The sequence below is a fragment of the Marivirga tractuosa DSM 4126 genome (assembly GCF_000183425.1).
In the GTDB taxonomy this organism is placed as follows: domain Bacteria; phylum Bacteroidota; class Bacteroidia; order Cytophagales; family Cyclobacteriaceae; genus Marivirga; species Marivirga tractuosa.
Map to the genome: position 1 here is coordinate 767,127 of NC_014759.1, position 21,379 is coordinate 788,505.

The following is a 21,379-nucleotide window of genomic DNA, read 5'->3' on the forward strand; positions in this document are numbered from 1 at the left end:
TTTTCTCGCGAAGGCGCGAACCTGTCCCGCACTGTAAGTCGGGAGGCGCAAAGTTTACGCAGAGAAAATACTTTCTTTACTTTGCGACTTTATGTCTCCCGACTTACAGTGCGGGACAGGTTAAGCGGTTCAAAAAGCCTTCCCGAAGACGGGATAAATAGGCTTTTAAGCTTATACATTAAGTGTCGTTTTCTAGTAATTTATCAGGATTCTGCCTGGTATCAAAAACATTGGCTATTTCTATACGATTTTGATCAGTGTTTATCCAGTAAATGATTTTATAATTTCTATAAATTAGGTATCTGAATTTTTCAGGTCTCGTATTTAAGTTTTCTTCAATCTGACCTACAAAAGGCTGATCAACTAATTGGAGGGTCTTATCAATTATCCCATCTACTAAGCATTTTGCTGTTTTCCGACTGGCTTTAAATGTGTAGTAATCGTAAATATCGTCTAATTTGCTCTCCGCTAATTCAAGCCAGTAAACCTCTAATTCCATTACTTATACTTCGCTTTCAGTTCAGATGCTTTAGTCATTCTTCCATTTTTAGAATCGTCCATTGCTTGGTCAATTTCTGAATTTAGCTGCTCAACACTCATAGGTTTTAAATTTTCATGATATGATTGTAGCTTTCCTTTTTTCAAAATTTGCTCTAAGCTATTGATGATATCTTCATTCTGTAACTTCAAAAATTCTTGAATAAACGATATTTTTCGTGCTTCAATGTTCATGACCCTTAAATTTAATTAGTTCCAATAAATCTATAAATTACAATATTTGAATCAACCGTAATTTTCAATTTCTATAACTTTCTTTCTTTAATTTCTTCCACATGGAGGCATTAACGTCCATTGCCAGCTTATCAACATCAGGCTTTAGCTGACAAGGATTGAGCCAAATCTACTGTAGAAGAAACCTCACAATTCCCCCATTGGGGGCTAGGGGGCTTTTTGAGGTTGATGTTAGCTCCTTGCACCTCAAATAATCTAACATATCCTGCAATTCCGATAAATCAATATTTGATGGGAGCCTCACCATTCTCTTTAGATTCCCCCTTCGGGGGCTAGGGGGCTTATTTCCATGATTGAATATACTTAATTTCTATAATTAGAAGCTGGATTAGCTTGGAAAAGTTCTGATTTGGTAGAAGTTTTAAGTAGTAAGTTATAGGTTTTAAGTTTTAAGTAAACAGTATAAGCTAGATTCCAGCCTCCCGACTTGCTGTAAAGCATATATTTTTGTGCACTGCCCAAATTCCCCGCCAGCTGGCGGGTTAGGGGGCTTTAGCTTTCCCAAAGCAGCAAACCCGCCTCAGCAGTAGGTACCTGTCCTACCAGCTCCTTAGGCTTCATATAGAGGAACCTTATCTTGCGATCTATTTTCTTTTCTGCTATGCCTGTCATATTAGCTATATAATCGTAATTAAAATTATCGCCTACCAATAAGAAATCAATGATGCCTCCATCCACACCTTTTGCATAATCTCCTATCAAATATACTTTTTCCAATTGCCCAACATTGCCGATGATTTGCTCAATTACTCGGTCGATTCCAATATATTTTTTAATAATACTATGTATATCTTCAAATAATGGATGTTTTATATTGGCTTGGTAGAGTTTTTTATTGCCTTCAACATCAGCCTTTAGCATGCCGGCTTCTTCAAATTTATTGAGCTCTAAGCGAATCGCATTGGTGCTCTCCCCAAACTCTCCTTCCAACGAACGCAAATAGCTCTTGGTCTGCGCATTCAAGAAGAATTTCAGCAGGAGTTTTATTCGGGTTTTAGAAGTGATTAAGGTATCTAACAATTTAAGTTATCAAGTTTACAGGTTGTCAGGTTAGGAAGTTGTCGTGTTGTCAAGTTAAGGCAGATGGTAATAGATTTATTATGGAAATATGGTTGATGTATAATTGCAATAACTGGAAATACAATTGCAATAAAGCCGGCCATTAGCCAACGATAGTTAGAACTCGAAAGTATCAATTATTAAGTATAAATTACTAATAACTAATCACTAATTAAAAGCAGTCTGACTTGTGATACTGACCTAGTAGGGTGCCAATACGGTGCTAGCCCAATTATTAATTAACCAATTCCTAATTATTAATTAACTACGGCTCCGCCCTTTCAGTCCCACACAGGAACCTAACAAAAAGGCTAGTTAATGCATTTTCCTTTACATCCAATTCTTTGCAGCCGACACCCCTCAAGGAACACCCCTATAATCTCCGCCAGCTGGCGGAGATAGCTCTCACGGATTATTTTACGCAGAAAACAATAAAGTTAGTGCTGTTAACTAGTAAGTTGAAAATTCATAACAGTATTATGAAAACGAGTAAAATAACTACTCAATTATAAATTTATGGGATTTAATTCTGTTTTGCAATACGCAAATGAAAAAATATAATTGATAAATAGTTGAATCAGCTAAAGCTGATTGGAGGAACCACAAAGTAAGAAAAGAAAACAAAAGTTATTCAGTTAAGCTGAATTGGGTAAGCACAGAGATTTACACAAAAGTCACCAAGAAAATAACTGTTGAGGCTAATTGATGAGGGGTTTAAGTGTGACGCAAGCTAAAATTGATTCCGAGAATCGTGCTAATCCTTTTTTTACACTTACCAGTCAGACCCGTAATGCGTTAGACTGGAGGGCTAGCCATTTTCTTTTTGAAACTTAGTAAAAAGCTTTGTTTCCTTCGCGATTAGGTCGGGACAGGTTGTGGTTAAACCAACAGCCTTCCGCTGTCCAAATCGTAATTCCAAAATTCATAATTCGTAATTAAGCTTTAGCTTTCTTGGTAGTAGCCGTATCCGTCTTTTCTCTTTCCATAGCCATAGCCGTAACCATAGCCGTAGCCGTAGCCGTAGCCATAGCCGTAGCCATAACCCGGTCCGGCTTTTTTGATGTCATTGAATAGAATGCTGAGGTTTTTAATTTTGCCCTTAGTATATAATTCATTTGCCGCAGTCACCGCTTCTTTAGGCGTATAATCTTGTCTTACCATGAAAATGGTGTGATCTGCAAACTTTGATAATACAAAGGCATCCGTTACCAAAGCAATGGGAGGTGAGTCAATAATAATGAAATCATAGGTTTTAAAGGCTTTGTCTAAGCTTTCTTTCATGAGATCTTTCATTAATAGCTCACTCGGATTCGGAGGAATGGGGCCTGCGCTTAGTAAATCCAAATTATCAATTTCAGTCGTTTGCACTACTTCTCCCATTTCAGCCTGCCCAGAAAGTAAATTACTTAATCCGAAGTCATTATGTAGATTAAAATCATCAAAGATTTTAGGCCGTCTCATATCGGCACCAATTAGTAAAGTTCGTCTTCCAGAAAGTGCTAAAACCGTGGCTAAATTTATAGTTGTAAAGGTCTTCCCTTCACCAGAAATGGAGGAGGTAACCAAAAACACTTTTTTCTCTTTGCCTTCAGTATAGAAGTTTAAATTTGATCTTAAAGCCCTAAAAGACTCCGCCACGGCAGAACGCGGTTTACGGTAAACAACTAAATTATCTTGAAGCTTCTTATGTCCAATACCACCTATCACCTGTATGGAGGTAGCCCTTTCAATATCCTCTTTAGATTGAATTTTATTATTAAACAGCTCTAAAATGATGAAAAAGCCGATTGGAATGATTAAACCTATTACTAAGAATATCAAATAATTCTGCGTGGTTTTAGGAGTAATAGGACCACCAGCTAGTTTAGGAGGGTTTACCGTCCTGATATCGCTAGTAGTGGAAGCTTTAGAAATAGCGGCTTCTGCCCTTTTTTGCATTAAAAAAGTATATAAACCTTCTCTAAAAGAATAGTCTCTTTTAATATTAATGAAATCCTGCTGCAAGCCAGGCAATAATTTCAGCTGCTCTTCTAAAATTTGCTGTTGCCGCTTCACTGACCTTTGCATAATCGCCTTGGTTTCTTCCAGCGTTTCAATACTACTTAAGATATTGGTTTTTAAGGCCTGCATCTCCTGTCTTTTATCTTCCAGCACAGGGTTAACTAATTTATCTTTCTGTTGGAACCGTTTAATCTCTATATCAAGCTGCAAAAGCTTTCCTAGCATTTCGGCTATCACCTGATCTTCTATACCTACACTTTCAGGCGTTACGACTTGGTCTAACTCATTTTCCCGATTTTGTAGAAACTTTCTTAAGTAGCTATAATATTGCTCCTGCACCTTATATTGAACGGCATCCTCCTCGATTTTCTGAAGGTTTTCATAGACCCTTAAGGCCTCGCCATCCATACTGGTGACTACATTTTCTTTCTTAAACTCAGTTAGTTTCTGCTCGTAATATTTTAGCGTGTCCGAGATGCCTGCTAACTGATCATCAATAAACTGAATGGTTTGACTTGCCTCTTGGTTTTTCCGATCCATGTCAAGTTTTTGATATTTCTTTATGAATGTATTCAGAAAAGCGATTTCTTTGAGGGGTTCGGATCCATTCAAACTTAAGTTTAACACTGACGATCCCTGCTCAGCCCATTTTGCATTAAGTTTGGATTGGTATTGCCCCGTAATGCTTTCAGGATCGGAAAATCTCACCACATAATACTTATTCAAGTCTCCCTCTGCAATCACTCCTCTATTACTGAAAATAACTTTATGACCGTTGATGGGAACTAGCTCCTCAAATTGAAATACTTTTTCTCCTTTGCTCTCTTCTCCTTCATCTGCAGGAGAAATATTGGAAAGCTTAAATTGCTTTTGGTTCAAAAAGGTAATACCTACTGATTTTCCGTATGGCAACTTAAAACCCTGCTCAGGCATCACCTCAACGGGAAATTCAGGATTATAATATTCTGAACTTTTGATTTCACCTTCCCGATAATAGGCCACCTCAAACTGAAGCTCCTCCACCACGGACTGAATCAAAGGAAAAGATTTGATGACGTACATTTCATTAAAATAATTCCGGTACGGATCTGAAATGGCATTGGTATATAAAAACTTAGCCCCCGCTTCCTCCTGATTCTCTTTTATCATGATAGAGGCATTCACTGGATAGATCCGGGTGCTATAGCGGTTAATAATATAAGCTACAGATAATGCTAAAAGAGAAGTAATCACAATGATGTACCAAAATTTTATAACCTTGTACAGCACCCTTTTAAAGTCAATTAATTGACTTCCTTCGGATGCAGAGGTACCCATGCTTGGGTCGGCAAAATCAGAACTATATGGGTTAAATTGATTATCCAATATTTTTTATCTTGTAGCGCTTAAACCAAAAAAACTTCCTATAAATAATACAGCCGAAACAGATGAAAGCAGTAAACTTAAATTCTGGCTGTAATAACGTCTGATTGGTCTTTGTTGCAAAGGTGGAACAATTATAATATCATTTTGATAGACATAAAACTTTTCTGATTCCAAAAACTCTTCTTCTAATAAATTAACATAGAAAACTTCTGCTTTATCTCCTTTTTGACGAATAACCTTGACATTATCTCTACTGGCTAATTCTGTCAGACCACCCGCCATTCCTATAGCTTCCATAAAGGTTACTCTTGTATTTTGAGTAGTGATTACACTTTCCCCATTGACTTCCCCTAAAACGGTAAACCTATAGTTTAATAAACGAACTTTAACTACAGGATCTTCCACATACTGAGACGCTATGCTTTGAAGTGTATCCTGCACTTCAAAAACAGTCATGCCCTGTACCTTAATTTTTCCAACTACTGGGAAGCCAATTTGCCCTTGCGGATCAACCAATTCACCCCTCAGTGCAAGGATAGCCCCTCCGCCTCCAATATTTCCACCGCCCAATCCAAAATCACTGAAGATATCGAAATCCTCATCCGTTATGCTCTTGAATTGAACTGAAAGTATATCTTGTGGTTGGATTTTATAGTCATGATAAGTTAAATCATACTCCCTTAAAACCGTGTCTTTGGGTTGATTTTCATGCAAATCATCATTTTGTAGATACACCAATCGTTTATTGCCAACGCATGAGGCAAAAAGTATGGCTACAAGAATAAATAATGTAATATTTTTAATCAAGATTTCTATATTTCAAATAACAAAACTAAGAAAATTTAATTAGGAATTAATAATTAGAGAATTAATAATTAGCAATTACGAATTAGGAATTATGAATTAAGAAAACGACATCAAGCAGCTTCTAGCTAACACTCCCTTTTTCTCCGGCTGGTGGAAACTACTGCCCCCTCCATCCTACATCCTACATCCATCATCCTACTTCCTACTTCCAGCTTCGAGCTTCGAGCTATTATAGAATTACGAATTAGGAATTACGAATTAAGAGAATGATATCAAGCAGCCTGAGGAAGAATACAGCATCTTTAGGTCTATCTCCGGCTGGTGGAAACAACTGCCACCCCTCACCCAACATCCATCATCCTACTTCGAACTATTATAGAATTACGAATTAGGAATTCAGAGAACGACATCTAGCAGCTTCTAGCTAACACTCCCTTTTTCTCCGGCTAGTGGAAACTACTGCCATGCACTGCACTTCCCTGAATAGAGTTGACCGTTTTTAAACATTTATTTCATTATTGAATATAGTGATTGATTGTTGATGAAAAGTACTTTTCATCAACAATTTTTTCTCAAATTCTTCTGGACTCATTTTTCCAATATGGTTATGTGGTCTTACATTATTGTAGTGCTGTACTGCTTTTTTCATTTTCCTTTTTAACTCATCAAAGCTGGAGGGCTGCCATAATTCGATATAATCATTTTTGATTGTTCGATTGATTCGCTCTGCATAAGCATTATCCTGTGCAGTTTTAGCCATACTTATTTCACAATTTTCACTTCTTAGAAGATCAATATACTGATGATAGATATACTGGCTACCTCGATCTGAATGATGGATCTTAGGTGGTTTATGATCTTTAAATGCCATTTTAAGCGCCTTAATATTGGCAGTCGCTCGCATATGATCACCTACATGATAGCCGACTATTTTCTTTGTATAAACATCAATGATAAATACAGCATAATAAAACTTTTCACCTATGCGGATATAAGTGATGTCAGATTGCCAAATCAGAGAAGGACCTTTTATCTTCATTCCTTTGATGAGGTTAGGATAATACACATCTGAGGAATAAGTAGTCCTTCTGTAATTTCTTTTAGCTTTTAAACGGTAGCCTAGTGCCATGAACAGAGATACAAAGCGATCTCTTCCAATGAAATCAGGACGTAGTGTGTCATACATTTTCTCAACCCCACAACCGGGATGGGCTTCTCTTAACTGATCAGCCTCCATAACTAAATCTGCTACTTTCTTATCAAAGATAGCTTGACGCTTTGCATACTGATGTACAGCCTGCTTGCTAATGCCTATGGTTTCATACAACTGGTTCATGGAAAAGTTTATTTTCTTCTGGTTGTTGCTGAACCACTCGATTGTGGGGTGTTGGAGTTTTTTTTGATGTCGATATCTAATTCAGTCTTGGCTACATCAATCATCTTTTCAAAATAATCAATCTGTATCTGCTTCTGACCAACTGTTTGCTCTAACTCCTTGATGCGTTGCTCCAAAGCTTTCAATTTTTCTGTACTACTGTCTTTCATCTCTACTATGCGTTGACCACGTTCATTATGGTTCGAGTATTTATAAATCCATTTATAGATACTCTGATTAGAAATCTTGTGTATGCGCTCCAATTGGCTCACACTAAATTTACCACTTTCAAAATCATCGACAATAGATTTTTTAAAGCCTTCCGAATACTTACGGTACTTCTCAATTAATTTTACCTTCGCTTTCATATATATTGACTTATATGGTCAACCTATACCAGAGACGTACACACTTCCCTCTTCCAACTCCCAACTTCCATCTTCATTAAGCCATTAACTCTTAAAATCCGTAACCATTGCTACATTGAATTTTATTAATTGCATTACGTTTGTATATTCGAATTAAAAATAAAGATATGAAAACCTTATTCACCTTATTAATTTCTGCTTTTCTTATAACTGCTTGTTCGCAGGGAAATGCTCAAGAAAATATGACTGTTAATGATTTACATGCTATTCCATTCAATGATGATGAAAGCAAAGTAGTACTGGATGTTAGAACTGCCCAGGAATATGCTGAAGGCAAAATTCCAGGAAGTGAAAATCTTGATGTTTTAAAGACAGATCTATTTACTACATCCATTAAAAAACTAGATAAAGATAAAACCTATTATGTGATTTGCAGATCGGGTAGCAGAAGTTTAAAAGCTGCAACTCAAATGAAGGAGGCAGGTTTTAAAAATGTAATCAACATCACAGGGGGAATGCAAGCTTGGGGAGCCGCAAATTTTCCTGTTGAAAAATGAGGCAGTTTTTCAAGGAATTTAGTCAATCGACTTTAACCTATTATGAAGCCTTTCAATTTGTGCGAAAACACCAACTGAAAGGCTTCATTTTGAGTGCTGCTTTTTTCAATCTTTTCGCCTTCCTATTTGTGGGCGTTTTTGCCTGGATCTATACAGGTAAATTGATTGATTTCATATACAGTACTTTCAGTTTTCCAGCTGATTGGGAAGAATGGGGTAGTTTTCTCCAAATCCTTACGGCCATTTTTATCCGAATCCTGCTAATATCATTTTACATTAATCTGTACAAATACATTGTCTTAATAATATTCGCCCCTGTTCTGGCTATACTTTCAGAGCGTACTCAAAACATCCTCAACAATCAGAAGAAAACAATTAACCTAGTTAGACTCATTTCTGAAATTGGAAGAGGTATGATGATGGGTTTGATTCTAATCAGTCTCAACCTAATCATTTATCTCGCACTCCTCTTATTAAGTATCACTATCCCTTTCCTCTCTCCTGCTTTTGTGATTTTAGTTTTTCTTGTGGAGAGCTTTTTCTTTGGTGCTTCTATGTTGGATTATAGAAATGAATACTATCAATTAAGTGTAAAAAGGAGCTTAAAGGAAATTTTTAAACATAAAGGCTTGGTTTTAGGTAACGGTTTGGCTTTAAACCTGTTTATACTAATACCCATTGTTGGCGTTTTATTTGCACCCTCTTTTGCTTTAATAGCTGCAGGGATCCATGCAAATAAAGTGATTAGATAATTTTTTAATAAAACCACAGAGAATTATGGCAATTGAAAGCAGAAATCCATTCAATAATGAAGTTATAAAAAGCTTCAAAGAAGAGACAGATCAGCAAATAGTAGATAAAATTGAGCTTGCTGAAAAATCTTATGACGATTGGAGAACTACCAATTTTACTCAAAGAAAGGAATTGATGCTAAAATCTGCAATTTTGCTTAGGGACAGAAAAGAACATTATGCCAGCTTAATGACTATGGAAATGGGCAAAGCAAAAAGAGAAGCTATTGCTGAGATTGAAAAGTGCGCATTAGCTTGTGATTATTATGCAGAAAATGCGGAGAAATTTTTATCTGATAAGCCATTGGAAGTACCGAAGGGTGAAGCTTATGTAGCGCATGATCCTATTGGAATAGTTTTAGCCATAATGCCTTGGAATTTTCCTTTTTGGCAAGTTTTTAGATTTGCAGCACCCAATTTAATGGCAGGAAATGTGGGATTGTTAAAACATGCTTCCAATGTACCTCAATGTGCTTTGGCAATAGAAGAAGTCTTTGTAGATGCAGGGTTTCCCAAAGGTTGCTTTCAAACTTTATTAGTTTCCTCTTCTAAAGTCAATATGATTTTAGATGATAAGCGGGTAAAAGCTGCAACATTAACTGGAAGCGAAGCAGCAGGAAGTAAAGTAGCCGAAAGAGCTGGAAAGAATCTCAAGAAAACGGTTTTAGAATTAGGTGGAAGCGACCCATTTATTGTTTTAAAAGATGCCGATATTCAAGAAGCTGCCAAAACGGGAGTCAAAGCCAGAATGATCAATAATGGACAAAGCTGTATTGCTGCCAAACGATTTATTTTAGAGGAATCTATAGCTGATGATTTTCTTAAAATATTCCAGAGCGAATTTGAAAATATCAAAATTGGGGATCCATCAAAAGATGAATTTGATTACGGCTCTATGGCTAGAGAAGATCTAGCGAAGGAACTGGAGGAACAAGTTCAAAAATCAGTAGAAAAAGGGGCTAAAGTATTAATTGGAGGAAAAAGAGATAAAGCCTTTTTTGAGCCTACTGTCTTAACTGATGTAAAACCTGGCATGCCAGCTTATGAAGAAGAGTTATTTGGTCCCGTGGCTGTAGTTCTAATTGCAAAGGATGAAAAACATGCCATAGAATTAGCTAATGACTCCAGGTTCGGACTTGGCGGATCATTATGGAGCAAGGATATCAAAAAAGCCAAAAAGCTTGTAAGAGAAGTAGAAAGCGGGGCTGTTTACATCAATAAATTAATGGCTTCTCATCCAGCAGTTCCTTTTGGCGGAATAAAAATGAGCGGTTATGGTAGAGAATTATCTGAAATGGGAATTAAAGAATTTGTCAATCAGAAAACGGTTTGGGTTGATTAGTCATAACCTAAAAAAATGTCTGACACTAAAAAAGTATCAGACATTTCTAATAATAGCTTCTCCCCTTGACTTAATAAATGAATAATAACTCAGATTAACATAAGATCTAGCGCCTGGTCGGTGGCTCACCGACCGGAAGCAGAAAGAAAGCTATCTAGGAGAGATGGTCGGTGTGCCACCGACCATGGAATCATTGTGCTTTAATTAATAATAGCTAGTTAATCAAGAGGAAGGATTTAAAAATACTCCTCTTTCAAATACTAATATGTAAATACTTTTAACTGGAATATTTTGTTTTTGAAACAAAACTAAATCAACATCACATCAATCACACTATTAGGTATTTCAAATCCGCAAAAGAACACTCCTACGCCAAACACCTTTTCCTTTACTGATGTATTTTGAAGCGCCAATGGCAATGCTGTAACATTCACCATTGCGTAAAATATGGCAAATACTGCTAATAATATCAGTATAATCGTGTTGCTAGAGATTGTAAAAACACCTACTGTGCTGATTCCTGCAAATATTAATCCCATTACTAATAATTTAATAATGTTGTCTTTTGAAACTCTCCTACTGATAATAATTGAAAAAATAGCAGTAAGAACCAATACAATGGATGAAATCCACTGACCACTAATTCCCACAACCGATTCAAGTTTATTCAAATAATCAGGAAAAACTTCAATTATTAAACCTGAAAACAATCCCATTCCCACTCCCAATAAAATCACTTTAGGCATATTGGATTTTGGGTTTTTATCATCGGGTCTTTCTTCCTTCCCGGTAATTGTCAGCTGCAATGAATTTTTCCTCAATAGATATCCAGATATAGAAACAATAATACCCCCTACAGCAAATGTTGCTGCTCCACCAAGGAAATCAATAATATCTACAATCACAGGCTCCAAAGAGTACAATAAATCCGAAACAATAGTCAAAGCCGCTACCGTAATCGGCAATTGTGAACTGGGTGAGAATATTTCAATCGTTGATATTGCCGGACTTGTAAACAAACTCATGGCAAACAACCAAAGAATGACCAAAACAGGTAATGCATACAATACGAATGACTGAGGAGGATTTACTATTAAAGTAAAGGCAACGGTCATGAAAATCATAGCTGCAAAACTTACACCCAGCGTGATGATACGCAAACGGTTTCCAAATCTATCTCTATATTTATCCCCCAAATAACCTGCTAATGGTGGTGTTAAGATCAATATTATCGCTTGAGCCCAAATCAAAAGTGGCTCAAATTCTGTCATATCAAAAGTATCTAATAAAGCAGGCTGGTAACGGTGATAAGCAATCCAACCAATTATTACTGACGCATATAAAGCCAGTAAACTAGCGGTCTGCTTCCATTGAATTGATGAATTAGATTGATGTTCCATGATTCTATTTTTTCAGTTATGCATAATGTACGAAAACTATAATGAAATCGGATTTCAACAAATTCATTTTTTTATCTAGTGTATAACATGAATTATCCTCAGTCGTCTTTGACGCAAAAAATGTCTCGCATAAGCTTTCCGCATTTTACATCGGAAGCCGCAGACCTGCCTGATCGGCAGACAATGTTAATAAGTTAAACTTAAAAGTTTCGTGTTTCACTGTATTCCAAAAAATTACCTTGGTTATTTTCTTATCTATTGTCTCTTTTCCCGATAAATACGGGACAAGTTGTGTTGAGAATTTGCTAATGTTGGTACAGATTAAAAAACATTGTTATATACCACAAGAGATACAAAAGAAAACAAAAGTTTTTTCGCTTTAGCGAAAAACTCCTTAAAGACATTTTCTTAACTCAATAGCATTGGATCGGCAGACAGAGCTGCAAAGTGTCCGCAAAGGAAACTTATTGTTATCTCCCTTGAAGTTTAGTTTATAAGACTGAGCATCTTATTCATGATCATTTGCATAAAAAAGCCCGTATTTTTCGATACGGGCTTTAAAATAGTTGATTTCAACACAAATTATTTATCAATCTTCATACTTATCTTTAAACTTCTTATACAATCTTTGTTGATGAGCATCAAGTGTTACTTGTCTTCCCTCAATGAAAACATATTCGGGCTGATTTCCATCCATATCTAGAATATCTCCTTTTGAAACCACAATAGAAGCAATTTTACCTTTCTCCAGACTACCAATTTTATCATCCACTCCCATAATCTCCGCTGCATTCAAGGTGACCATTTTCAAAGCTTCTTCCTTTCCTAGTCCGTAAGCTGCTGCGGTACCTACACTAAAAGGCAAGTTCCTTACTTGCATTACCTCTCCCCACTGACCAATAGCCACTTTTATGCCCGCCTTATGAAGCAAATTAGGCAGTTGATATGGCATATCCACGGGGTCAGCAGTTCTGCTCGGTAATCGTAAAGTTTCTTCCAGAATAACCGGGATTTCATTTTCTTTAAGGAAATCTTTAACGTAATAGGCCTCATCTCCTCCAACTAACACCACTTTTTTTACACCCATTTCTAAAGCAAACTGTATAGATTGAAGAATTTCCTTCGCTCTGTCCGTATGAATGTAAAGGCTTTTTGATCCATCAAATAAGCCCTTCATGGCTTCTAATTTCAAATTAGTTGTTTCAGGATTACTGATCTCTTTATAAGACACAGCATCTTTAAAAAATCCTTTCACTTCCTCATACTCTTTATCATAATCCTCATTTTCTCTCCACTCGGTTTCTCCTAACCACCATCTCGGATACCTCAATTTTGAAGGCCAGTTTAAATGAATTCCTTCATCATTTTTCAAAACGGCATCTTCCCAATTCCAGGCATCTAAGTCCATTACAGAACTACTTCCTGATATTCTTCCACCTCTAGGGGTAGTCTGGGCATACAAAACGCCATTAAATCGAGTAGTGGGAATTATCTCAGAATCTGTGTTGTAGGCGATCAACGCTCTTACATTAGGATTAAACTCTCCTGTTTCATCTTGATCCCGTGTAGCTCTAACAGCTGCAATTTCTTCCAATCCTATGATGGTATTGCTAGCGATTAGCCCTGGATATATATGCATTCCTTCTGCATCTATCACTTTGAATTTGGATAAATCTATTCGAATAGTGGTAGCATCTCCCACATTTGTGATGATTCCATCTGCAAACGTGACCACAGAATTTTCGATCACCTCTCCATTTCCAAGGTGAGCATAGGCATTCATTATAGCAATAGGCTGCTTTTGTTCCTCTCCTGGTGCGGGCACCTGAGCTATAGCCGAAAAGCTAAAAAGACTCAGTAATAATATTCCTAAATAGTTATATATCTTCATTTCAGCTTATTTTAAAGATGAATAATTTTCAATTTCAGTTTCGCAGTGATAGATAATCTGTGATTTTGGCTTGGCCTTTTGAGTAGGTTTACCACTAGACTTCTCACCTTGCATTTTAGCCACTAATCGAGCTCTTTCAGCTTGTATAGCATCCAGTTTTTCTGCTTGCTCATCTCTATCAAAATAAACCGCTCCTTCTATGATGGTTTTTTCTGCTTTTGCATAAATAGAAAGTGGTTCATCACTCCAAAGTACTACATCAGCATCTTTGCCAACTTTTATACTTCCCATTCTGTCATCAAGATGTAATAGTTTAGCAGGGTTTAAGGTGACCATTTTTAAAGCTTCTTCAACAGCTACACCACCATATTTCATCGTTTTTCCTGCTTCCTGATTTAATCTTCTTCCCATTTCGGCATCATCTGAATTAATGGCTGTAACCACTCCTTCTCCATGCATTAAAGCTGCATTATATGGGATAGCGTCATTCACTTCGAATTTATAAGCCCACCAGTCTGAGAAAGTAGAACCCCCAACACCATGCTCTTTCATTTTATCAGCTAACTTATAGCCTTCCAAAATATGAGTGAAAGTATTAATTCTAAAGCCATATCTTTCAGCAACTTCCATCAACATATTGATCTCTGATTGCACATAAGAGTGACAAGAAATAAATCTTTCACTATTCAAAATTTCAACCAAAGTCTCTAATTCCAAATCCTTTCTAGGAGCCGTTGCATTTGCTTTATCTCTTTTTGACAGACCATTATAAGCTTTCCATTTTGCTTCGTATTCTCTTGCTCTTGTGAAGGCATCCTCAAAAACTTGCTCCACTCCCATTCTGGTCTGAGGGAAACGAACGGTGTTTCTATCGCCCCAATTGGATTGCTTCACATTTTCACCAAGAGCAAATTTGATGAATTTATCAGCCCAATCTATTTTCATTTCCTCTGGACTATAGCCCCACTTCAACTTAATAATAGCTGAACGCCCTCCAATAGGATTTGCCGAACCGTGTAACAATTGAGAAGCTACTACTCCACCCGATAATTGACGGTAGATATTTATATCTTCTGAATCTACAACATCTTCAATATTCACTTCAGCCGTTACCGCTTCAGACCCTTCATTCACTCCTCGGCTTATAGCAATATGTGAATGCTCATCAATAATTCCAGGCGTTAGATGTTTTCCGGTTCCGTCTATTTCTCTAGCCCCAGATGCAGAAAGACCCTTTCCTATTTTTGAAATTTTTCCGTTTTCCAACAAAACGTCAGTGTTTTCCAAAACTCCATCTGCTTCATTGGTCCAAACCGTAGCATTTTTAATTAAGATGGTTTCTGCTTTAGGCTTTTCTTCATTTCCGTGAGCTACAAAGGGATAAACTAAGGAACCAATCTCAGCCTTTTCCTCTTTTTCTTCCTCTTCCTTATCTTCTTCCTTTTTCTCTGGCGAATCACCTTCATTTAATGTAGCGTTCCATTCTTTCCAGCTTCCATCAGGCATTTTGGCATTCCCGCTTAATCCGCCTTCTTTCAACCAACCAGACAACCTGATTTTTCCTATCTCTTCTTTGCTTTCGTCTTTGAAAGACAAAGTGATCAATTGCTTGGAAATTTCAGATTTCACATCGTAAGAGGTCGTATCATTTACCACAATTTTAAATTTCTCTTTCCCAGGCAATCCTGCAACTTCCAATTGATAATCATCATCACCAACATTCAATATATAATTACCAGCCAATTCAGGCAAGGTATAGTCTTGGTATTTGTATGGATTTCCCTGCACCCAGTTTTCATATATCTTAGTATCTTTTTTTACTGGGCTTCCATCTGTGATGATAAAGTTGGCAATTTTACCTTTAGTCAAACTCCCTAGTTTATTACCCATTTTTATGAATTGAGCAGGATTATAAGTTAGAGCTTTTAAAGCCTGTTCCTCAGACAAACCAGCATCTAAAGATTGTGAGATCATATCGGAAAGCTTTGAAGCATCTTTTAAACCATCAGAAGTAATAGAATAATTTATACCCTTATCCGTCACCATTTTCAAATTATGAGGTGCCATCTCCCAATGTTTCATTTCAGCAAGACTTACATTAAGCGCATCAAATGGATCCTCTACATCAATAGCTTCTGGGTAATTTACAGGAAGAATTAATTGTGCATTAGTTGCTTTAATTTCATCCAGCCTCTGGTACTCGTCACCATTTCCTTTTATAATGTACTGAACACCAAATCCATCTCCCAATTTATCCGCTCGAAGAACATAAAGTTTATCTCCACCAGCATCAAAAAACTGCGGGTAATTCATGTTATTATTAAAAGCAGCTAAAGACACATCTACCATTTCATTTTGCTTAGCATACCATTTTGCATCAAGATATGTTTGTTTGATTAAAGCAATAGCACCCATTAAAGAAGAAGGATTATCTTGGGTAGAGCTTCCTTTATCAAAAGAAAAATGTTGTGAAGCTGATTCTTTCAAAATAATTTCATTTTCGGGACCATTATGCAAAGCAACGACTGTTCCTGTTCCTCTAACTAGGCCATCTTGATTATGAGTCAAGACCACTCCAAATCCCGCTTTACGCATTTTATCGGCATCAGAATCTTTGGTTTCAAAAGCCTCATGAGCTTTAAAGTAGGCTCTAATTGCATCATTGGCATTGTAAGCCCCATCCTTTTTAGGCCCCAATTGTGGCCCAGGACTTCGACTACTTTCTGACTTAGGCATTCCAATATTGCTAGACAATTCTATAAAAGAAGGATAAATATGCTTTCCTTTTAAATCGTGAACAATTGCGCCATTAGGTATTTTAACATCTTTACCGGATGCAACTACCTCACCTTTCTGAATCACCAAAGTAGCATTTTCCAGAATAGTTTGATAATCAACATGTAAAGTTGCATTAATAAAGGCATGCAAGCCTGGTCTCTCATCCTTTACACCATTAACCGTATAAGTTTCCTGTGCATAGGAGGAAAATAACCAAAAGCTAAAACATACTAAAAGTAATTTTCTCATCATTGTATGAAATTTTAGTTTAAGAAATGAAAATAGTACTTTTTACATAATTAAATAAAAAATATTGCATCTATTATTTTACTGGTGCTTTTCGATTACCAATGGAAATCAAAATACTAAGTAATATAGATATTCAAAAAATTGTCAAAAAAGCACATCTTGGTATAATTTATAAATGAATCAGCCCTTTGTTTTGAAAGAATTATATTATAATTTAAAGTAGTTAATCATATTATTTTTTAAAGAATCATGAGGAAATTCCTGAATAAACACTTGATATCCATTGCTATCTATACAGTTTCAGCACTTATCTTATTAAGTGTTACGCTTTCCTTTTATAATAAAAGCGTGATGAGTGATGCCCTAGAAACCAAAGAACAAACTGATATGGTTTTTAGAGTTGCTGAAAATACACTACTCAATATCCGTCAAATGGACATTAGTGGTAGAGGGTATGCATTAATAAGGGAAGATGGTTTTTTATTTTGGAGTGTGGCAAATGCAAGAAGAGAAAATCGACAAAATTTCAAAAAATTAGATAGTCTATTTGCTATTCAAGGCTATTCTGATCCTGTAAACTATCCCAAATTAAAAGCAGGTTTTAAAAAATATGCTGATATGTATGAAGAAATGGTTGGTCATTTAAAGAATGATGACTTAGAAGCCTACAAAGAATTATTGAAGGACGATTATGGAAGGACTTTTTGGCCAATAAATGATGCCTTTACTACAAGATTATATGAATTTGAAGAGGAACTAGTGGAAAAGGCAGAAGCTAAGTATGAAAGAGCTATTTTTCAAAATACAATAGTTCAACTTTTGCTGTTACTCATTGGCTTACCAACTTTAATCTTTGTTCTCTTCAAATTGAAAAAAGAAAATAAAGACAGAACTGCACTATTGATTAACCTAAGAGAGAATAATAAAAAGTATTTGTTTAATGATGGAGACACGCGCTTTCGAGGAGCTGCAAAAATACTAAATGGTTCGATTGAAAACCTTAAGAAAGCTGCTCACTATGTTAGAAAAGTGGCATCAGGCGAATATGATGTGGAATGGGAAGGCATGACAGAAGAAAATAGGGAATTGAATCAGGAAAATCTTGCTGGCCAGCTAATTGAAATGAAAAAACAAATGGAATTAGCTGATGTAGAAAATAAAAAGCGCATTTGGTCTACTGAGGGTCTTTCTAAATTGAGTGAAATCATCAGGAATAGTGAGCAAGACACTAAAGACCTGACTTTTCAATCCACAAAATACTTAACGGAATATTTGGGAGCACAACAAGGTAGTTTATTCATCTTAGTTCAAGATGAGGATGACCACAATGAAAAGCACCTTGAACTATCAGCGGCCTATGCTTTTGACAGACGTAAATTCTTGAATAAAAAGATTGAAATTGGGCAAGGCTTAGTGGGTCAAACCTATAGAGAACGAGAGACCTTGTTGCTTACCGAAATCCCTCAAGATTATACATTTATTAAATCTGGTCTAGGTGATGCAACCCCTACTTGCCTGGCTGTTGTACCTATGATGTATAATGAAAATGTCCAAGCCCTGATAGAATTAGCTTCCTTCAGAAAATTTGAAGACCATGAAGTTAAATTTCTTGAAAAGGCTGGAGAATACGTTGCTTCAGCTATTGCCACTACCCAAAACAATGAGAAGACACGAATATTGCTTGAACAAATGCAGCAACAAGCAGAGGAAATGCGAGCTCAGGAGGAAGAGCTAAGGCAAAACATGGAAGAACTGGAAGCAACTCAAGAAGAGATGAGAAGGAAAGAAAAAATGATGGAGGAGAAAATGCAGCAAACTGATTAAGTAGTTCTTGATTCCTTGGCTTTATTATAATTTAACTTGGAATGTATTCGCACCATCAATAAAAAACCAATGCCCACTGCAAAGAAAAGCCCTAATGCAATCGTACTATTTCGCATGCTTCCCGTCCATTGTTCAATAAATCCATAGGAAAAAGTACCTATGACCACTGCTAATTTTTCAGTTACATCATAAAAACTGAAGTAGGAAGCTTCGTCATTAGTTTTCTGAGGCATTATTTTGGCATACGTACTTCTAGATAAGGATTGGATTCCGCCCATAACTAATCCTACTACAAAAGCCAGAATGTAAAATTGATAATCTGTGTAGACGAAATATGCATAAACACATATACCGACCCAAATGGCCAACATATTCAGCAAGGAAAACTTGTTAGAGCTTCTTTTCGAGAGATATGCAAAGCCATATGACCCGATAATGGCCACAGCATTGATTATAATAATGGTTATTATTAATTTATCCCCTGGAAGATTAAGTTCCTTGCTCCCAAATGAAGCAGCCATGTACATTACTGTCTGCACACCCATACTATAGAAGAAAAAGGATGTCAGAAAATACTTTAAAATCGGATGTCCCTTTATCTCCTTAAATACCTTAAGAATTTCCTTATAACCATTTATAATCAATGAATTAGAGTAATTAATGGATACTTTAGGCTCCTTTAAAGCCTTAAAGGTGATTTGAGCAAATCCCATCCACCATAACCCCACAGTTAAAAATGAAAAACGTGCAATTATGGCTGTGCTTTCTACACCAAACCATTGCGGGTTAGAAATACAAATCAAATTCACTACTAGCAACAATATGCTTCCAACATAACCTAAAGAAAAACCTTTAGCACTAATCATATCATGCCTATCAGGAGTAGCAATTATAGTTAAAAAGGAGTTATAGAAAACCAAACTCCCTGTATATCCTATACTTGCTAAAATGGAACAGATTATGGCCCACTCAACATTTTCACCAGTAAAAAAGAAAAGACCAATACAGGAAAAAGCGCCTAAGTATGTAAAAAACTTCATAAAGGCTTTCTTATTGGAAGAATAATCTGCTATGCCAGACAATAAAGGAGATATGACAGCTACCACAAGAAAACTAAAAGAGATAGCAAATGAATAAAGGGCGGTATTAATAAATTGAAAACCAAAAAAATCTACTACGTCTCCATCAAAAGCATTTTGAGTGGCTGTATTATAAAATACAGGGAAAATGGATGATTTAATAACTATGGCGTAGACGGAATTAGCCCAGTCATACATACACCAGGCATTGATAGTTTTAGATTGATTAATTTCCAAAAAGTGAATTCTTTAAACTATAGCAAAAAAAAACCTCATTCCAATTTATGAAATGAGGTTTTCTAAATCATTTTAAAATTATAATAAGGAATTATCTTTATCCTTACTAGTCAATTTTAACGTATTATACATCAACTTTCTTGCATTTGCTTTTCTTAGCTCTTGCTGAACATCTGAGATAATACCCATTTTAGCTTCACTATCAACTTTCATAGCGATGGTAATTTTATCTCTTTCAGCCTCAGCTAATTTATCTTTTTCTTTTGCTACCCACAAAAGAATATCTCTAGGTTCAATAAATACATCATTAGCTTGTATTTTAGCTTCCCCACCAAACTTTTCAGTTTGTTTAGGTTTACCAATGTATAAATAGCTTACCAAAGATTTTCTTTCAATCTTTTTCAATTGTTCGGCTTTAGGTATCGATTGTTCCACCTTAATTTCGGTTTCACGCAATACTGTAGTCACCATGAAAAAGAATAGGAGCATAAAAATAATATCAGGTAATGCAGCGGTAGGAATATCCTGACTTGCACTCGTTTTTTTCTTAAACTTTGACATATCTTAGTTCCCTCCTATGTTAGTTGGTTCCGCAATAGAAATCGCCATCGGAATATCTCCTTTACCTTTTTCGTAAAGAGCTTTTTCCTTAGGATCTTTCAAATTCAACGCTCTGTATTCTTCAGCTGTAACTCCTGCCCTATCAGCATAAATCTGATAATAGGCACCTTGCAACTGATCTAATACATTTATATAAATCTCATAACTTGTTCCTCTATCTGTTTTAAAGGAAACAATTGCATCTTGTGGACTTTCGGCCAATTCAGGATTCTCAGTTGGATTTAAAATATGTTCAATCAACATATCCTTTATCTCAGTGTAGTCGTCCATACGTTCACCCTCAACTAAAAGTCTATCGGCTGAATTAATAGCAACCTTAAAAAGATTTCTCTCTTTAATTTTAACATCAATTTCTTCAGCGTCATCCTTTTCAGGAGGCAAAGTTAATGTTAAACCTTTATCAGATGCAATGGTAGTAGTTACAAGAAAGAATATTAACAATAAGAATGCTATATCGGCCATTGAACCGGCATTCACTTCTGATGTTGCTCTTCCTTTACTTCTAGCCATTAGTTTAAAAGTTTTCTGATTTCAGAATAAACAATAGATATTACGGCTATGCCCATCAATAGATACGTGGTAATTAACACACCACCTATTACTTGAGATGAGGTACTCGTAATATCAAATTTTATGTATCTAGCAGTTACTTCATCACCGGAAACTCCCCAGCTGACCAAGTAAATCACACCGATTATCACTATCCCCAAAGCAGACTTTAAAAGACTTTTTGGGTTACTTAGTGCATTAATAAGCGGTAAAACAATTGCTCCCAAAGCAGCAACAATTACCAGCAAATATGCACCATATAACATTATATCAACAATTTCCATTTAGTTAAAG

At 36.2% G+C, this 21,379-nt stretch carries 18 protein-coding genes; 4 read left to right on the forward strand and 14 right to left on the reverse strand.

Features of this window, described 5'->3' with window-relative positions; all coding sequences use genetic code 11:
• Positions 1-178 precede the first annotated feature (178 nt).
• The 7 genes from FTRAC_RS03010 to FTRAC_RS03040 all read right to left on the reverse strand — a co-directional run bounded on the left by FTRAC_RS03010 (position 179) and on the right by FTRAC_RS03040 (position 7,767).
• On the reverse strand, positions 179-499 hold the full coding sequence (locus FTRAC_RS03010; protein WP_013452752.1) for a type II toxin-antitoxin system RelE/ParE family toxin: 321 nt from the start codon (positions 497-499) through the stop codon (positions 179-181).
• A complete protein-coding gene (locus FTRAC_RS03015) occupies positions 499-732 on the reverse strand; it encodes a hypothetical protein (protein WP_013452753.1) in 234 nt (77 codons plus the stop codon). Before FTRAC_RS03015 ends, FTRAC_RS03010 begins: the two co-directional genes overlap by 1 nt.
• Positions 733-1,284: 552 nt before the next feature.
• A complete protein-coding gene (locus FTRAC_RS03020; RefSeq protein WP_013452754.1) occupies positions 1,285-1,812 on the reverse strand; it encodes a hypothetical protein in 528 nt (175 codons plus the stop codon).
• A gap of 981 nt (positions 1,813-2,793) precedes the next feature.
• Positions 2,794-5,217, reverse strand: coding sequence for a GumC family protein (locus FTRAC_RS03025; RefSeq protein ID WP_013452756.1), 2,424 nt, complete (start codon positions 5,215-5,217; stop codon positions 2,794-2,796).
• Positions 5,218-5,223: 6 nt separating this feature from the next.
• Positions 5,224-6,024, reverse strand: a complete 801-nt coding sequence (locus FTRAC_RS03030) for a polysaccharide biosynthesis/export family protein (RefSeq protein ID WP_013452757.1) — start codon at positions 6,022-6,024, stop codon at positions 5,224-5,226.
• Positions 6,025-6,523: 499 nt separating this feature from the next.
• A complete protein-coding gene (locus tag FTRAC_RS03035; protein WP_013452758.1) occupies positions 6,524-7,360 on the reverse strand; it encodes an IS3 family transposase in 837 nt (278 codons plus the stop codon).
• Between the two features lie 8 nt (positions 7,361-7,368).
• The gene (locus tag FTRAC_RS03040) at positions 7,369-7,767 is read right to left on the reverse strand and encodes a transposase (RefSeq protein ID WP_013452759.1); all 399 of its coding nucleotides are present in this window, start codon (positions 7,765-7,767) and stop codon (positions 7,369-7,371) included.
• A gap of 167 nt (positions 7,768-7,934) precedes the next feature.
• Between FTRAC_RS03040 and FTRAC_RS03045 the strand changes: the two genes are divergently transcribed.
• The 3 genes from FTRAC_RS03045 to FTRAC_RS03055 are packed head-to-tail and all read left to right on the forward strand — an operon-like array spanning position 7,935 to position 10,457.
• On the forward strand, positions 7,935-8,324 hold the full coding sequence (locus FTRAC_RS03045; RefSeq protein WP_013452760.1) for a rhodanese-like domain-containing protein: 390 nt from the start codon (positions 7,935-7,937) through the stop codon (positions 8,322-8,324).
• Positions 8,321-9,076 carry an EI24 domain-containing protein gene (locus FTRAC_RS03050; protein ID WP_013452761.1) on the forward strand — a complete coding sequence of 252 codons (756 nt, stop codon included), beginning with the start codon at positions 8,321-8,323 and terminating at the stop codon, positions 9,074-9,076. The genes FTRAC_RS03045 and FTRAC_RS03050 overlap by 4 nt, the downstream gene beginning before the upstream one ends.
• Before the next feature lie 25 nt (positions 9,077-9,101).
• Positions 9,102-10,457: an NAD-dependent succinate-semialdehyde dehydrogenase gene (locus tag FTRAC_RS03055; RefSeq protein ID WP_013452762.1), complete on the forward strand. Its 1,356-nt coding sequence runs from the start codon at positions 9,102-9,104 to the stop codon at positions 10,455-10,457.
• Positions 10,458-10,765: 308 nt separating this feature from the next.
• Here FTRAC_RS03055 and FTRAC_RS03060 read toward each other — a convergent pair whose 3' ends face one another.
• The 3 genes from FTRAC_RS03060 to FTRAC_RS03070 all read right to left on the reverse strand — a co-directional run bounded on the left by FTRAC_RS03060 (position 10,766) and on the right by FTRAC_RS03070 (position 16,778).
• Complete coding sequence (locus FTRAC_RS03060) at positions 10,766-11,857, reverse strand: MFS transporter (RefSeq protein ID WP_013452763.1); 1,092 nt, start codon at positions 11,855-11,857, stop codon at positions 10,766-10,768.
• A 589-nt stretch (positions 11,858-12,446) separates the two neighbouring features.
• Positions 12,447-13,748: an amidohydrolase family protein gene (locus FTRAC_RS03065; RefSeq protein WP_013452764.1), complete on the reverse strand. Its 1,302-nt coding sequence runs from the start codon at positions 13,746-13,748 to the stop codon at positions 12,447-12,449.
• 6 nt (positions 13,749-13,754) lie between these two features.
• Positions 13,755-16,778: an amidohydrolase family protein gene (locus tag FTRAC_RS03070; RefSeq protein WP_013452765.1), complete on the reverse strand. Its 3,024-nt coding sequence runs from the start codon at positions 16,776-16,778 to the stop codon at positions 13,755-13,757.
• 246 nt (positions 16,779-17,024) lie between these two features.
• Between FTRAC_RS03070 and FTRAC_RS19110 the strand changes: the two genes are divergently transcribed.
• Positions 17,025-18,599, forward strand: coding sequence for a GAF domain-containing protein (locus FTRAC_RS19110; protein ID WP_013452766.1), 1,575 nt, complete (start codon positions 17,025-17,027; stop codon positions 18,597-18,599).
• Here the strand turns inward: FTRAC_RS19110 and FTRAC_RS03080 are convergent.
• The 4 genes from FTRAC_RS03080 to FTRAC_RS03095 all read right to left on the reverse strand — a co-directional run bounded on the left by FTRAC_RS03080 (position 18,596) and on the right by FTRAC_RS03095 (position 21,369).
• Positions 18,596-19,915, reverse strand: coding sequence for an MFS transporter (locus FTRAC_RS03080; protein ID WP_013452767.1), 1,320 nt, complete (start codon positions 19,913-19,915; stop codon positions 18,596-18,598). The genes FTRAC_RS19110 and FTRAC_RS03080 overlap by 4 nt on opposite strands.
• 78 nt (positions 19,916-19,993) lie before the next feature.
• Complete coding sequence (locus FTRAC_RS03085; protein WP_013452768.1) at positions 19,994-20,476, reverse strand: ExbD/TolR family protein; 483 nt, start codon at positions 20,474-20,476, stop codon at positions 19,994-19,996.
• Between the two features lie 3 nt (positions 20,477-20,479).
• Positions 20,480-21,046: an ExbD/TolR family protein gene (locus FTRAC_RS03090; protein WP_013452769.1), complete on the reverse strand. Its 567-nt coding sequence runs from the start codon at positions 21,044-21,046 to the stop codon at positions 20,480-20,482.
• A complete protein-coding gene (locus FTRAC_RS03095; protein ID WP_013452770.1) occupies positions 21,046-21,369 on the reverse strand; it encodes a hypothetical protein in 324 nt (107 codons plus the stop codon). The genes FTRAC_RS03090 and FTRAC_RS03095 overlap by 1 nt, the downstream gene beginning before the upstream one ends.
• Positions 21,370-21,379 lie beyond the last annotated feature (10 nt).

Bases quoted from the DNA above. Each gene is read 5' to 3' on its own strand.
- FTRAC_RS03010 (WP_013452752.1), bottom strand. From the start codon at position 499: ATGGAATTAGAGGTTTACTGGCTTGAATTAGCGGAGAGCAAATTAGAC.
- FTRAC_RS03085 (WP_013452768.1), bottom strand. From the start codon at position 20,476: ATGTCAAAGTTTAAGAAAAAAACGAGTGCAAGTCAGGATATTCCTACC.
- FTRAC_RS03060 (WP_013452763.1), bottom strand. From the start codon at position 11,857: ATGGAACATCAATCTAATTCATCAATTCAATGGAAGCAGACCGCTAGT.
- FTRAC_RS03035 (WP_013452758.1), bottom strand. From the start codon at position 7,360: ATGAACCAGTTGTATGAAACCATAGGCATTAGCAAGCAGGCTGTACAT.
- FTRAC_RS19110 (WP_013452766.1), top strand. From the start codon at position 17,025: ATGAGGAAATTCCTGAATAAACACTTGATATCCATTGCTATCTATACA.
- FTRAC_RS03040 (WP_013452759.1), bottom strand. From the start codon at position 7,767: ATGAAAGCGAAGGTAAAATTAATTGAGAAGTACCGTAAGTATTCGGAA.
- FTRAC_RS03045 (WP_013452760.1), top strand. From the start codon at position 7,935: ATGAAAACCTTATTCACCTTATTAATTTCTGCTTTTCTTATAACTGCT.
- FTRAC_RS03065 (WP_013452764.1), bottom strand. From the start codon at position 13,748: ATGAAGATATATAACTATTTAGGAATATTATTACTGAGTCTTTTTAGC.
- FTRAC_RS03050 (WP_013452761.1), top strand. From the start codon at position 8,321: ATGAGGCAGTTTTTCAAGGAATTTAGTCAATCGACTTTAACCTATTAT.
- FTRAC_RS03015 (WP_013452753.1), bottom strand. From the start codon at position 732: ATGAACATTGAAGCACGAAAAATATCGTTTATTCAAGAATTTTTGAAG.
- FTRAC_RS03090 (WP_013452769.1), bottom strand. From the start codon at position 21,046: ATGGCTAGAAGTAAAGGAAGAGCAACATCAGAAGTGAATGCCGGTTCA.
- FTRAC_RS03095 (WP_013452770.1), bottom strand. From the start codon at position 21,369: ATGGAAATTGTTGATATAATGTTATATGGTGCATATTTGCTGGTAATT.
- FTRAC_RS03070 (WP_013452765.1), bottom strand. From the start codon at position 16,778: ATGATGAGAAAATTACTTTTAGTATGTTTTAGCTTTTGGTTATTTTCC.
- FTRAC_RS03055 (WP_013452762.1), top strand. From the start codon at position 9,102: ATGGCAATTGAAAGCAGAAATCCATTCAATAATGAAGTTATAAAAAGC.